The organism is Amycolatopsis sp. NPDC026612, from assembly GCF_040638285.1.
In the GTDB taxonomy this organism is placed as follows: domain Bacteria; phylum Actinomycetota; class Actinomycetes; order Mycobacteriales; family Pseudonocardiaceae; genus Amycolatopsis.
The window spans coordinates 109,439-121,924 of sequence record NZ_JBEZYB010000016.1 but is presented as its reverse complement, the minus strand read 5'-3'; the positions used below and the strand labels follow the sequence as shown (position 1 = coordinate 121,924).

General features: G+C 70.4%; 13 protein-coding genes. 4 read left to right on the top strand and 9 right to left on the bottom strand.

Annotated features, from left to right (window positions below):
* The first annotated feature begins 63 nt into the window (after positions 1–63).
* Both AB0F15_RS17680 and AB0F15_RS17675 read left to right on the top strand, forming a co-directional pair.
* Positions 64–387, top strand: coding sequence for a metalloregulator ArsR/SmtB family transcription factor (locus AB0F15_RS17680; RefSeq protein ID WP_360271087.1), 324 nt, complete (start codon positions 64–66; stop codon positions 385–387).
* Positions 384–896, top strand: a complete 513-nt coding sequence (locus AB0F15_RS17675; RefSeq protein ID WP_360271085.1) for an SRPBCC domain-containing protein — start codon at positions 384–386, stop codon at positions 894–896. Before AB0F15_RS17680 ends, AB0F15_RS17675 begins: the two co-directional genes overlap by 4 nt.
* Before the next feature lie 55 nt (positions 897–951).
* On the opposite strand, the gene AB0F15_RS17670 is transcribed toward AB0F15_RS17675, so the two are convergent.
* Genes AB0F15_RS17670 through AB0F15_RS17645 form a run of 6 tightly spaced genes read right to left on the bottom strand, consistent with a single transcriptional unit; the run spans position 952 to position 7,672 of the window.
* The gene (locus AB0F15_RS17670; protein ID WP_360271084.1) at positions 952–1,959 is read right to left on the bottom strand and encodes a BadF/BadG/BcrA/BcrD ATPase family protein; all 1,008 of its coding nucleotides are present in this window, start codon (positions 1,957–1,959) and stop codon (positions 952–954) included.
* Positions 1,956–3,221 (bottom strand): 6-phospho-beta-glucosidase, encoded by a 1,266-nt coding sequence (locus tag AB0F15_RS17665; protein WP_360271082.1) that lies wholly within the window; start codon positions 3,219–3,221, stop codon positions 1,956–1,958. Before AB0F15_RS17665 ends, AB0F15_RS17670 begins: the two co-directional genes overlap by 4 nt.
* Positions 3,218–4,108, bottom strand: coding sequence for a carbohydrate ABC transporter permease (locus AB0F15_RS17660; protein ID WP_360271081.1), 891 nt, complete (start codon positions 4,106–4,108; stop codon positions 3,218–3,220). Before AB0F15_RS17660 ends, AB0F15_RS17665 begins: the two co-directional genes overlap by 4 nt.
* Complete coding sequence (locus AB0F15_RS17655) at positions 4,105–5,094, bottom strand: sugar ABC transporter permease (RefSeq protein ID WP_360271080.1); 990 nt, start codon at positions 5,092–5,094, stop codon at positions 4,105–4,107. Before AB0F15_RS17655 ends, AB0F15_RS17660 begins: the two co-directional genes overlap by 4 nt.
* Positions 5,091–6,449: an extracellular solute-binding protein gene (locus AB0F15_RS17650; RefSeq protein ID WP_360271078.1), complete on the bottom strand. Its 1,359-nt coding sequence runs from the start codon at positions 6,447–6,449 to the stop codon at positions 5,091–5,093. Before AB0F15_RS17650 ends, AB0F15_RS17655 begins: the two co-directional genes overlap by 4 nt.
* Before the next feature lie 11 nt (positions 6,450–6,460).
* The gene (locus AB0F15_RS17645) at positions 6,461–7,672 is read right to left on the bottom strand and encodes an ROK family transcriptional regulator (RefSeq protein ID WP_360271135.1); all 1,212 of its coding nucleotides are present in this window, start codon (positions 7,670–7,672) and stop codon (positions 6,461–6,463) included.
* 213 nt (positions 7,673–7,885) lie between these two features.
* On the opposite strand from AB0F15_RS17645, the gene AB0F15_RS17640 reads away from it, so the two are divergent.
* Together AB0F15_RS17640 and AB0F15_RS17635 are read left to right on the top strand one after the other, a co-directional pair.
* Complete coding sequence (locus AB0F15_RS17640) at positions 7,886–8,350, top strand: hypothetical protein (protein WP_360271076.1); 465 nt, start codon at positions 7,886–7,888, stop codon at positions 8,348–8,350.
* The gene (locus AB0F15_RS17635; RefSeq protein WP_360271074.1) at positions 8,350–8,826 is read left to right on the top strand and encodes a hypothetical protein; all 477 of its coding nucleotides are present in this window, start codon (positions 8,350–8,352) and stop codon (positions 8,824–8,826) included. Before AB0F15_RS17640 ends, AB0F15_RS17635 begins: the two co-directional genes overlap by 1 nt.
* Here AB0F15_RS17635 and nudC read toward each other — a convergent pair.
* The 3 genes from nudC to AB0F15_RS17620 are packed head-to-tail and all read right to left on the bottom strand — an operon-like array spanning position 8,798 to position 12,485.
* The gene (gene nudC / locus AB0F15_RS17630; RefSeq protein ID WP_360271072.1) at positions 8,798–9,817 is read right to left on the bottom strand and encodes an NAD(+) diphosphatase; all 1,020 of its coding nucleotides are present in this window, start codon (positions 9,815–9,817) and stop codon (positions 8,798–8,800) included. The two genes, AB0F15_RS17635 and nudC, sit on opposite strands and share 29 nt — an antisense overlap.
* Positions 9,817–11,196, bottom strand: a complete 1,380-nt coding sequence (locus AB0F15_RS17625) for a pitrilysin family protein (protein ID WP_360271071.1) — start codon at positions 11,194–11,196, stop codon at positions 9,817–9,819. Before AB0F15_RS17625 ends, nudC begins: the two co-directional genes overlap by 1 nt.
* Positions 11,193–12,485 carry a pitrilysin family protein gene (locus tag AB0F15_RS17620; protein ID WP_360271069.1) on the bottom strand — a complete coding sequence of 431 codons (1,293 nt, stop codon included), beginning with the start codon at positions 12,483–12,485 and terminating at the stop codon, positions 11,193–11,195. Before AB0F15_RS17620 ends, AB0F15_RS17625 begins: the two co-directional genes overlap by 4 nt.
* Between the last annotated feature and the right edge of the window lies 1 nt (position 12,486).

The window sequence follows — 12,486 nt, the reverse complement described above, 5'->3', positions numbered from 1 at the left end:
CACGTGAAAGTGCCGCTTTGGCGTGCGTTGACATGTGACCTTTTGGTCACCTATTCTTCCGGGGTGCCCGACGACGACCTGGTGTTCAAGGCGCTGGCGGATCCGACCCGCCGGTTCCTGCTCGACCTGCTCTTCGAGCGTGACGGCCGCACGCTCACCGAGCTGGAGACCCAGGTGGAGATGACCCGCTTCGGCGTCATGAAGCACCTGAAGCTCCTCGAGGAGGCCGGCCTCGTCGTCGCGCGGAAGGAAGGCCGCGAGAAGCGGCACTTCCTCAACCCCGTCCCGATCCGCCAGATCCACGACCGGTGGATCGACAAGTACACGGAGCGCCGGGTGACCGCGCTGCTCGACCTCAAGAACGAACTGGAAGGCAACGAACCATGACGAACACCGTGCAGGTCTACCGCGTATACATCAAGGCGTCCCCGGAGCGCATCTGGGACGCCATCACCAAGCCCGAGTGGACGCAGAAGTACGGCTACACCGGGGTGGCCGACTTCGACCTGCGGCCCGGCGGCAAGCACCGCACGCGGCCGACGCAGGCGTTCATCGATGCCGGGATGACCGGCGACCTCGTCGACGGCGAGGTGCTGGAGGTCGACCCGCCGCGCAAGCTGGTCCTCACCTGGAAGCTGCTGATGGCGCCGCAGGACGTGGCCGACGAGCCCTACACGACCCTCACCTACGAGATCGAGGAGTCCAGGACCGCCGGCACCCGGCTGACCGTGACCCACGACGTCACCGGCGCCCCCACGATCGCCGCGATGGTCAGCGGCGCGAACGAGCGGCTGGACGCGCCGCCGAACGAGAACGCGGGCGGCGGCTGGGCCTGGATCCTCTCCGACCTCAAGTCGCTGCTGGAGACCGGCGACACCATCGTCCCGGCACCGTGAAAGGGCCTGGCGGGGCCTGTCTCGCGCCGCTTCGGGACAGGCACCGCCAGGGTCTTCAGACGCGCTGGGTCGCCGCCTTGAGCGCCGCCTTCGCGGCCTCGGGCGCCCCCAGCGCGTCCAGTCCGGACAGCGCCGCCCCCACCACGGGGTTCACGTCGACGACGCGGACCACCGCGCGCGGCGCGACCTTGAGGCACCGGCGTTCGATCTCGGCGATCACCGGCGCGCCGACCCCGGTCAGCACGCCGCCGCCGAGGACGATCTCCGGGGCGTCCTCGGTCAGGTCCAGCTCGCGGAGGATCACCGCCGCGAACACGCTGACCTCCTCGACGAACCGCGTCACGACGTCCCCGGCGACCTCGTCGCCCGCCGCGGCCACCGCGAACAGCAGCGGGCACAGACCGTGGATCGATGCCGCGTCGATCTCGTCGAAGTGCAGGCCCTGCACGACGTCCAGCAGTGTCGGCTTGCCGAAGTACCCGGCCACCGCCGCCTGCAGCGCCGTGCGGGGTCCGCGGCCGTCTTCGGCGCGCACCGCCCACCACAGTGCCTCTTCACCGAGCCGGTAGCCACCACCCCAGTCGCCGGAGATCTTGCCCAGTGCCGGAAAGCGGTGCACCCGCCCGTCCGGGCCGACGCCGGCGCCGTTGATCCCGGCGCCGCACACCACCGCGACCCCCACCCCCGCGCTGCCCGCCCGAAGCAGCGCGAGGGTGTCGTTGCCGACGGTCAGCGTGTCGCTCCAGCCGCGGGCCGCGAGCGCGGCGTGCAGCACCGCTTCCTCGCGCGGGAAATCGAGGCCGGCCAGGTAAGCCGAGGTGTGCACCGCGGACGGCTTCTGCCCGAAATCGGGAAAAGCCGCCAGCACCAGGTCTTCCAGCGCCGCGACACACCCCGCGACGCCGATGTTCTGCGGCGAGGCGCCGGGGCCGCGCGAGGACCCCAGCACCACGCCGTCTTCCGAGATCACGAGGACCTCGGTCTTGCTGTTGCCCCCGTCGATGGCGATGACAGCAGGCGCCGACGCACTCTTTCCCGCGGAGGCGCAATTGGACACTGTCATCCGCGCGCCCAGGGCAGGTACTCGCGGTTGATCTGCACCAGCGAATCGGCGAGGGTGTCGGCCTGCGCGTACTGACCCACCAGGGGGTGCGCGAGCAGGGCATCGGCCACGCGGTCGCGGCCGCCCTTCACCGCCGCTTCCAGCGCGAGGAACTCGTACGCGGTCGTGGCCGCGATGAGCCCCGAGTACTGCGGCTCCACCGGCGGCTGCGGGATCGGCGCCGCACCCCCGCAGTCCACAGTGGATCGTGCCTCGATGACGGCGTCGTCCGGCAGGAACGGGAACGTCCCGTCGTTGCGGACGTTCACCACGTGCTCCTCGGCCGGCCCGCCCGCGGTCAGCGCGTGCACCAGCTGCACGGCGGCCTCGGAGTAGTACGCCCCGCCGCGCTTCTCCAGCGACTCCGGCTTGGTGTTCCGCTCCGGGTCGAGGTAGATCTTCAGCAGCTCTTCCTCGACGTCGCTGACCACGTCCGCGCGCGGGCGTTCGGTGCGCTGCTTGGTGACCTGCTCGTCGTGCGCGTAGAAGTACTTCAGGTAGTACGACGGCACGACGTTCATCCGCCGCAGCCACTTCTCCGGCACGCTGACCTCGTTCGAGAGGTACTCGAGGTGCTCCGCCAGCAGCTCGGGCAGCCGGTCGACGCCGTCGACGAGCGCGCCGCGCTCCCAGCTCAGGTGGTTGAGCCCGGTGTGGACGAGCTTGACGTCGTCCGCGCCGACGCCCAGGAGCTTCCCGAACTGCCGCTGCAGGTTGATGGCGACGTTGCACAGCCCGACCGCGCGGTGCCCCTCGTCGAGCAGGGCGCGGGTGACGATGCCGACCGGGTTGGTGAAGTTGACGATCCACGTGTCGTCGCCGGCGATCTTGCGGACGCGGTCGGCGATGTCCAGGACCACCGGCACCGTGCGCAGCGCCTTCGCGAGCCCGCCCGCGCCGGTCGTCTCCTGGCCGACACAGCCGCAGGCGTGCGGGAACGTCTCGTCGGACCGCCGCGCCCGCTGCCCGCCGACGCGCAGCTGGATCAGCACCGCGGAAGCGCCGTCGACGCCCTCTACCAGCGACTGCGTCGTCCGGACCCGCGCGGGGTGCCCGGCGTGGTCGAGGATCCGCTGGCTGAACCCGCCGACGGCTTCGACGCGGTAGGCGTCCGGGTCGACCAGCACGATCTCGTCGACGTCCAAAGTGGACCGGCGGCCGGCGATCCCGTCGACCAGCTCCGGCGTGTAGGTGGACCCGCCACCGACGACTGCCAGCTTCATCCCTTGACCCCCGTGAACGTGATGCCCTTGACGAACGACTTCTGCGCGAACACGAACAGCACGATCACCGGCGCCATGATCAGCGCGGTCGCCGCCATCGTCATGTTCCACTCGACGTGGTGCATGCCGCGGAAGGACGCGATCGCCAGCGACAGCGGCCAGTGGTCCTGGTTCTCGCCGGTGTAGAGCAGTGGCCCGAAGTAGTCGTTCCAGGTGAACAGGAAGCAGAACATGGCGGTGGCCGCGATCCCGGGTTTGGCCATCGGGATGAGCACGCGGTACATCGCCTGGAACTCGGTGCAGCCGTCGATCTTCGCCGCTTCGAGGTAGTCCTTCGGAATGGTGAGGAAGAACTGCCGGAGCAGGAAGATCGAGAACGCGTCGAAGAAGAAGTACGGCACGATCAGCGGCACCAGCGTGCCGGTGAGCCCCAGCCGCACCCAGAGGTCGTACAGCGGCACGACGGTGACCTGCGGCGGCAGCAGCATCGCCGCCACGGTGAGCATGAAGAACAGGTTCTGCCCGCGCCACCGCAGTTTCGCCAGCGCGTAGGCCGCCGGGATGCCGGACAGGAGCGCACCCACCGTCGCCAGTGCCGAATACAGCAGGCTGTTGCCGAAGTACTCCAGCAGCGGCGCCTTCTGGAACACCGTGATGAAGTTCTCGAAGTGCCACTCGGTCGGCCACAGGCTCGCCGTCATCGCCTGGTCGCTCGCCATCACCGCGGTGAGGAACACGAACAGCAGCGGCAGCATGAAGATGACGCCGAGCGCGATCCCGGCCGAATGCAGCGCGATGAACGACAGCCGCTTGTCCCAATTCCGCTTGAACCGCACCTTCGGCGGTACGCCCGCTTCGCGCTGCGGCGCTTCGGCCACGGCGGTCATGCGCCCTCCTCCTGGTGCTGGGACTTCCTGAGCTGCCTGACCAAGATCCACGTGAACGCCGACGAGACGATGAACAGCAGCACCGCCATCGCCGCCGCGTAGCCCATGTTGAAGTAGCGGAAACCCTGGACGTACAGCCAGATCGGGTACGTCAGCGTCGAGTTCTGCGGCGCCCCGATGAGCTTCGAGTTGCCGGCGACGTCGGCTGTGCCCGCACTCGCGGATGCCGCGACGATCGCCTGGGTGAAGAACTGCAGGGCGTAGATGATCGAGTTGACCACGCCGAACAGCAGCACCGGCGAGATCGACGGCAGCGTGACGTGCCAGAACCGGCGGACCGGGCCGGCGCCGTCGAGCTCGGCGGCTTCGTACTGCTCGGTGGGGACGTCCAGCAGCGCGGCCAGGATGATGATCATCAGCTCGCCGGAGCCCCACAGCGCCAGCAGTGTCAACGCGGGTTTCGACATCGCCGGGCTGTTGAACCAGAGGCCGCCGTCGATGCCGACGAGCCGCAGGAACCGGTTGACCGGGCCGAACTCCGGGTTGAACACGAAGACGAACGCCAGCGTGGCCGCCGCGGGCGGGGCGAGCGTCGGCAGGTAGCAGAGCGTCCGGACCAGGCCGACCCCCGACTTCAGCCGCGAGATCACCGACGCGATCCCGAGGGAGAACACCACGCGGCAGACCGTCAGGACGACCACCAGCCACAGCGTGTTGTACGCGGCCGTGCCGACCAGCGGCTCACTGGTGAACATCCGGACGTAGTTGTCGAACCCGATGAACTGCGGCGGGTTGATCAGGTCGTACCGGGTGAAGGAGTAGTAGACCGTGGCGATCAGCGGGTAGCCGAAGAAGATCAGGAACCCGAGGAACGCCGGGGCCATGAAGAAGACGACGGTCCGGCGGCGCTTGGCCCGGCGGGCCCCCGCCCGCACCTTCGCAGGTGCGGACGGGGATCCGTCGGTCTTGGCGACGAGCGTGGTCATCCGCCCGCGCCCTTCTGCTTCAGTTCGTCGTCGATCTGCGCGTCCACCTTCTTCAAGCCTTCGGTCAGATCCGGCACCGAGCCGGCCTGCCACTTCTCGGCGAAGTCGTTGACCGCCTTGAGGTGCGCGTCGCCGATCGGGGTGGTCTGGTTGGCCACCAGCTTGCCGCTGTCGTAGATGTCGAGGAACGTCTTGAACTGCGGCTGCAGGTCCAGCTTCGGCGAGGTGAGCGACGCCTTCGTGCTGGGCACGTTCTTCAGGCCGTTGGCCATGTCCACCAGCGTGTCGGTGTCCAGGGTGACCTGCTTGATCAGCTCCCACGCGGCACCGGGGTTCTTGGCGCCCTTGGGGATCGCGATGATCGTGCCGGTGGTGAAGCCGCCGCCGTAGTGGTCGGCCATCGTGTCGAGCACCGGCGCGGGCGCGGTGGCGTAGTTGACGTCCGGCGCCTGGTCCTTGAGGAACGCGGTGCGGAACTCGCCGTCGTAGATCATCGCCAGCTTGCCCTTTTGGAAGCCGTTGTCGGCGGAGTACTCGTCACCGAGGCCTGCCTTGAACTGCTCGACCTTGTCGTGACCGCCGTAGAAGTCGATGAGCTGCTTCTGGAACTCGAACATCGCCTTCCAGCCGGGGTTGGTGGCGAGGTCCGACTTGCCGTCCGGGCCGAGGAACGGCGCGCCGAAGTTCGGCGCCCAGTACTGGGCCTGGTTGCCGTAGAACGGCATCGAGGGCAGGAACCCGGCGACCTTGATCGAGCCGTCCGGGTTGAACTGGGTCAGCTTCTTGGCCGCCTCGAACAGTTCCGAAGTGGTCTTCGGCGGCGAGGTGACGCCCTTCGCCGCGAACATGTCCTTGTTGTAGTAGAGCCCGTAGACGTCGGCGAGCATCGGCATCGCGCACCGCTTGCCCTGGTACTCGGTGTAGTTGCGGACTGCCTCGGGGATCTGGTTCAGGTCGATCTTGTCGCGGTCGATGTAGGGCTTGAGGTCCTGGAAGCTGCCGGTGGAGCACCACGCGCCGAGGTTGTCGGTGTAGAACGAGATGGCGACGTCGGGTGGGTTGCCACCGCGGATCGACTGCGTGAGCTTGTCGTCGTCCTGGTTGCCCTCGTGCTTGATCTCGATGTTCGGGAACTTGGCCTTGAGCTTGTTCAGGCCCGCGGTGACCACGCCGTACTCGCGGTCGGTGAACTTGGAGTACACGGTGATCGTGAGCTTGTCGTCCTTGCCGGGCGCGGCCGCCGCGTCACCGCCGCTCGGGGCGGCGGCGCCGGAACAGGCGCTGGTCAGCAGGACGGACGCCGCGGCAGCGGCTGCCAGCAGTGCGCCGCGACGGGTCCGGGTGGTAGGGGGCATGGCCCTCCTCCTCATCGGTTGGGGCTGCTCGGTCGGGGACGGGTGCTTCCGCCCTCGGGCCTGCGCGACCCGAGGAGCGTGGGGGTGACGACGCCGAAGACGTCCTCACGGGTGGTGGCCAGCGCGGACTGCAGTGCGCCGGCGCGGACGGCGTTGCCCTGCACCGAAGCGCAGCCGACGGGCGTGCGCGGCAGGACGAGTTCGTGCAGCTTTTCCTGCACCAGTGCGGCGAAGTCCTCGCCGCCGGCGCGGCTGGTGTCGCCGCAGAGGAGCACGAGCTGCGGGTCGGCGACCGCGACGAGGTTGGCGACCCCGCCGGCGACCCGCCGCGCGAGGTCGTGGCGGAAGGGGTGGTCCTTGCCGGCCTTGGCGACGGCGTCCCAACCGGTCCCGGCCTCGATGCCGTGGGCGGCGGCGAGGCGGCAGATGGCGGGTGAGTCGACCAGGTTGCCGAACCGGGCGCCCGCCTCGGGCCAGACGTCCCCGGTGTCCACAGTGGCCGGATCGGGCACGCGCATCCAGTCGATCTCGCCGCCCCCGCCGGTGGCCCCGCGCAGCAGCCGCCGCCCGATGACGACCGCGCCGCCGACGCCTTCGGACAGCCACACCATGACGAAGTCGTCGACGTCCTGGGCCAACCCGGCGGTCATCTCCTCGACCGCGACCAGGTTGACGTCGTTTTCGATGAGGACGTCGACGCCGAGTTCGTCACTGAGCTTCTGCGGCACGTCGAAACCGAGCCAGCCGGGGATGTGCGGGGCGGAGGAGAGCAGGCCGGTCCGCGGATCGAACGCCCCCTGCGCGCCGATCACGACGTGGGCCAGGTCTTCCCGCTGGATCCCGGCTGCTTCGGCGACTTTCTGGAGGGCCTCACCGAAGGTCCCGACGACGTCGGCGCCCGCGTGGACGGGCAGCGGGGTCCGGTACTCGGCGAGGACGACCCCGGCGACATCGGCAACGACGAAGTCGGCCACGTGCGGGGTGAGATCGACGGCGGCGACGAACGCGAGGCCGCCGTTGGCCGCCCACAGCTGGGCCCGCGGCCCGCGGCCGCCACCCCGGACGCCGGCCTTGACGACGAGTTCGTCCAGCTCGAGCCGGGTGAGCAGCTGCGCGGTGGCGGGCTTGGAGAGGCCGATGGCGAGCTCGAGTTCGGCGCGGGTCAGCGGGCCTTCCCGGAGGAGGACCTCGATGGCGGCGCGATCGTTGATCTCGCGCAGCATCCGCGGACTGCCGGCTCGCACTCGTCGTCTCCCGACTTAATTAGGATACTTTACAGACGGTTTCCGGGGACTGTAGTGAGCCGGGGCACAGCCGTCAACGGGCTGGCGAAACAGCCGGGTAACGCTTGGGGCCGTCTTGGGCCACGTGGCGGAAACACGGGCGAACGAGTACCGCCGGGGATTTCCGCTTGCCCGGCGGAGGACGCTGGTGACATGGACGTCGTGGCGCAGCGGGCGCGGACCACTTGGACCAAGCGGTCCCGGGGCGGGCCGGCGGCGGCCACGCGCAACCGCGTACCGGTGGCCTTCCCGCTGCCGGACGGCGCGGTGGTCCACGAGGTGCACGTCGACGAATCGACCGGTTTCGTGCCGCGGTTCGAGCGGCGCACGCTCGACGAGCTGGACGGCGTCCGGCTCCGGGAGACGGACGGCGGGCTGTCGGCGCTGGTCATCCCGTCGCCATGGGGGATGCCGCAGCGGAAGTGGCGGCCGCCGCCAGTCCGGCTCGAACCGGGTGAGTGGCTCCGTTGGCAGGTCAACCTGCGCTTCGGCGCGACCTGCGGATGCGGCAGCGACTGGACCTACCGGCTGGAGACGCTCAACCTGGCGTATGGCGCAGTCCCCGGCTTCACCGGAACACCGACCCGCACGGTAGCCGAGCGCGGTGACCTGCGGTGATGCCGCCCGACGACGTGCTCGGCTGCCCGGTGCCGATCGCGCGGTTCGTCGCCCGGACGGACATCGCGGTGGTCGCGCTGCAACACGTCGTCGCCTACCCGGCGGGCTGCACCTTGATCGTGCACGTGGCCGTCCGCCGCGGCTTGCTGGACGAAGCGACTTGGGAGCGCATCGACAGCAGCCACGCGGGCGGGCACCCCGGTCCGGCCGACGCGGCCCTGCAGTTCCGGGCCGGCCAGGGCTCCCTGGTCGACCTCGGCGGCGGAGCGAGCGGCAATGACCGGCAGTACCAGGCCGACCGGCGGCTCTGGCTGTCGCCGTTGCCGTTGCCGGCCGGCCCGTTCGAGTTCAGCGTCGAGTGGCGGAAGGCCGGGCTCGCCCGCTCCGCCACCACCCTCGACGGACGAGCCATCGCCGAGGCGGCGAAGCGGGCGCAGCCGTACTGGCCTACTCCTCCGCGTCCGCCCAGGCCTTGAGCATCACGCGGGCGATGGACGAGTTGCCCGGCAGGATGATCTCCGCCGCGCCGTCCGCGATCGGCGTCGGGCGGGCACCCTCTCCCCGCACCGCGCTGTTCTCGAACGCCGCGCGCACCTCGGCGCGCGACACCCACAGCGCTTCTTCGATCTCGCCGTCCGCGGGGACCAACGGCAACGACCGGTCCGCCCGGGCCGTGAACCCCAGCATGATCGAGCGCGGGAACGGCCACGGCTGGCTCCCGAGGTAGCGGACGTCGGACACCAGAGCCCCGACCTCTTCGCTGATCTCCCGGACCACGCACGCTTCCAGGGACTCCCCCGCCTCCACGAACCCGGCCAGCACCGAGTACCGCCCGGCCGGCCAGATCGGCTGGCGCGCCAGCAGCACGTGCGAGCCGTTCGTGCCTTCCCGCGAGTGGACCAGGCAGATCACCGCCGGGTCCGTGCGCGGGTATTCCTCACGTCCGTCGTTCGTGCACTTGCTCGCCCAGCCGAACTGGATCAGCTCCGTCGGGTGGCCGCAACGCGTGCAGAACCTGGCCTGACGGCGCCAGAAGCGCAACGCCTGCGCCGTCGTGAACAGGCCTGCCGACGTGTCGTCCAGCAGGTCTCCGTAGCCGCGCAGCTCGACCCAGATCTCGCCGTCGGCGCGCGGGACCTCCTCGACGAAGCCCCAGCTGCCCGCCATCTTCACCGTGTCGGCTTCGCCCGACGGGCCGCCCGGCAACGACCAGTAGTCGACGTCCTGCCACTCGCCGAGGAACACCGCGTCCGCGGGCGGCGCCGCGCCGAAGTCGACGGCCTTCCGGAACGCCAACGTCGAAGCGCCTTCGACGACCGGCGTGCGCCCGGCGTCGTCCAGGAGGACGACCCGGGCGTCGGGCCAGCGCGACAACAGTCGCGCCGGGTTGGTGCGCAAGCCTTCCTGACGGTCCACAGTGGACCGCGACAGCGTCGGCAGCGCACCGAGGGTGAACGGGACGGACATCAGGCCGGCTCGCCGACGACGACGTCGCCGAGGGCCAGCAGCTTGCGCTCCAGCACCGCCGCGTCGCCGACCACCACACCGGTGAACCGCTTGGGCGCGAAGTACTTCAGTGCCGCGTCGGCCACCTCCTCCGCGGTGACCTCGGCGACCCGCGCCGGGTGCTCGTTCAGCCACTCCAGGCCGAGCCCGGTCGAGGCCAGCGCGAGCACCTGCCCGGCCAGCCCGGACTGCGACGACGTCGAGGTCAGCAGCGAACCGATCGCGTACTGCCGCACCGACTCCAGCTCGTCGCCTGCCGGCGGGACCTGACCGAGGCGGCCCAGCTCGTAGCGGGTCTCCAGCAGCGCGGGCGCCGTCGCGTCGGTGGCGGTGTCCGCGTCCACGTTGACCACGGCGGTGCCGTCGGTGAACTCGAACCCGGAGTGCGCGGAGTACGTGTACCCCTTGTTCTCGCGGATGTTCTCCACCAGCCGCGACGAGAAGTACCCGCCGTAGGCCAGGTTCGCCAGCTGCAGCGCCGCGTAGCCCGGGTCGGTGCGCGGCACGGTCTGCGCCGAAAGCCGGATCTGCGACTGCACCGCGCCGGCCCGCGGCACCAGCCGCACACTCGGCCCGGTCAGGTCCGGCAGCGGGGGCAGCCGCGCGGCGGAGCGGTCCGACACCCAGCCGCCGAGCACCTTCTCCAGGTCGCCGACGACACCCGTGGGGTCGAGGTCGCCGACCAGCACCAGCACCGAGCCGCGAGGCAGCACCGACGCCTGGTGCAGCGCACGGACCTGTTCGGGCGTCACGACCGCGACGTCCTCGGCCAGCGGCACCTCGCGCGTGGCCGGGTGATCGCCGTACCGGTGCTTCTGCAGGGCCTCCCGCGCGATCGTGCGCGGCTGCGTGCGCGAGACGGCGATCCGCTCGACCAGCCGTTCCTTCTCGCGGGCGATTTCCTCGCCGGCATACGTCGCTCCGGTGAGGACGTCGCCGAGCACGTCGAGGAACGTCGGCAGCTTGTCGGCCAGCGCGGACCCGGTGAGCACCAGGCGTTCCGGGTCGACGCCGGCGCCGATGTCGCCGCCGATCAGCGCCAGCTCGGCGTCGATCTCGATGCGGTTGCGGCGTGCGGTGCCGGTCAGGATCGTCTCGGCGAGCACCTCGGCGATCGCCGGGTGCAGCGCGTCGTCGCCCGCGAACGGGATCCACAGGCGCGCCTCGACCAGCGGCACGGTCGCCTTGCGCACGGCCACCACGCGCAGGCCGTTGCTCAGTTCGGTGTCCACATGGGACAGTTCGGCGGCGACCCGCTGCTCGCCGAGCGGCGGCAGCGGCCGCGGACCCCGCGCGGTGCGGCCGATCTCCTCGGCGCTGCGGTGCGTTGCTGAAGTCACTGCTCGTTGTTCCCTTCCGAAGCGGGCTTGACCACCAGCACGGCGCGCGCGTCCGGGCGCAGCGCCTTCGCCGCCGCCGACACGGCTTCCGAGGTGACGGCGGACATCCGGTCCGCGAGCCGGTACACCAGCGACGCGTCGCCGTAGAGCAGTTCGAACGAGCCGAGGGCCAGCGTCCGTGACACCAGCCTGTCGTGCTCGGAGTGCAGGCTCGCCGCCCAGCGGGCGGTGACCTTGCGCAGCTCCTCCTCGCTCGGCGGCGTCTCGGCGAGCTTCTCCAGCTCGTCGTCCAGCGCCGCGAGCACGCGCTCGCGGGACACCTCGTGCGGGTGGATCAGCGTGATGGTGAACGTGTCGGGGTCGCGGGCCTCGAACGGCCCGAAGAGCCCGGCGCCGGCCCCGATGTCGACGACGAGGGGCTCGCGGTGCACCAGCCGCTGCTGCAGGCGGGAGCCGTCGCCGTCGGTGAGGACGCCGGCCAGCACGAGGTAGGCCAGGTAGCCGTCGACGTCGTTGATCGGGTCGGGCATCCGGTAGCCGATGCCGAGCGCGGGCAGCGGGGCGTGCGGGTCTTCGGTCTCACCGTGCAGCTCGGCGGTCGGCAGCGGCTCGGCGAAGGACGGCCGCTGCGGCGCCGGCCGGTGCGGGACGTCGCCGAAGTGGTCCTCGATCAGCTTCTTGGCGTCGTCCACCTCGAAGTCGCCCGCCACCGTGAGCACGGCGTTCGCCGGCGAGTAGTAGGTGTCGAAGAACGCGGCGCAGTCTTCGACCGTGGCGCTCTCGAGGTCCTCGAAGCCGCCGTAGCCGTTGTGCGCGTTGGGGAACGTCGAGTACAGCACCGGCGGCAGGGTGATCCACGGGAACCCGCCGTACGGCCGGTTCAGCACGTTGAGCCGGATCTCCTCCTTGACGACGTCGATCTGGTTCGCCAGGTTCTCCGCCGTCAGCTTCGGGGCGCGCATCCGGTCGGCTTCGAGGAACAGCGCGCGTTCCAGCGCGGCACTCGGGAGCACCTCGAAGTAGTCGGTGTAGTCCGGGTGGGTCGACCCGTTGAAGGTCCCGCCGCTGGACTGCACGTGCCGGAAGTGCGCGAGTTTCTCCAGGCTCTCGGAGCCCTGGAACATCAGGTGCTCGAAGAGGTGCGCGAAACCGGTGCGCCCCTCCGGCTCGGAGCGGAAACCCACGTCGTAGTGCACGCTGACGCCGACCACCGGCGCGGTCGCGTCGGGGGCGAGAACCACGCGCAGACCGTTGTCGAGGGTGTATCGGACGAGCTCGGGATCGGCCATG

Bases quoted from the DNA above. Each gene is read 5' to 3' on its own strand.
- AB0F15_RS17670 (WP_360271084.1), bottom strand. From the start codon at position 1,959: ATGACAGTGTCCAATTGCGCCTCCGCGGGAAAGAGTGCGTCGGCGCCT.
- AB0F15_RS17635 (WP_360271074.1), top strand. From the start codon at position 8,350: ATGCCGCCCGACGACGTGCTCGGCTGCCCGGTGCCGATCGCGCGGTTC.
- AB0F15_RS17675 (WP_360271085.1), top strand. From the start codon at position 384: ATGACGAACACCGTGCAGGTCTACCGCGTATACATCAAGGCGTCCCCG.
- AB0F15_RS17660 (WP_360271081.1), bottom strand. From the start codon at position 4,108: ATGACCGCCGTGGCCGAAGCGCCGCAGCGCGAAGCGGGCGTACCGCCG.
- nudC (WP_360271072.1), bottom strand. From the start codon at position 9,817: ATGTCCGTCCCGTTCACCCTCGGTGCGCTGCCGACGCTGTCGCGGTCC.
- AB0F15_RS17665 (WP_360271082.1), bottom strand. From the start codon at position 3,221: ATGAAGCTGGCAGTCGTCGGTGGCGGGTCCACCTACACGCCGGAGCTG.
- AB0F15_RS17650 (WP_360271078.1), bottom strand. From the start codon at position 6,449: ATGCCCCCTACCACCCGGACCCGTCGCGGCGCACTGCTGGCAGCCGCT.
- AB0F15_RS17655 (WP_360271080.1), bottom strand. From the start codon at position 5,094: ATGACCACGCTCGTCGCCAAGACCGACGGATCCCCGTCCGCACCTGCG.
- AB0F15_RS17640 (WP_360271076.1), top strand. From the start codon at position 7,886: ATGGACGTCGTGGCGCAGCGGGCGCGGACCACTTGGACCAAGCGGTCC.
- AB0F15_RS17620 (WP_360271069.1), bottom strand. From the start codon at position 12,485: ATGGCCGATCCCGAGCTCGTCCGATACACCCTCGACAACGGTCTGCGC.
- AB0F15_RS17645 (WP_360271135.1), bottom strand. From the start codon at position 7,672: ATGCTGCGCGAGATCAACGATCGCGCCGCCATCGAGGTCCTCCTCCGG.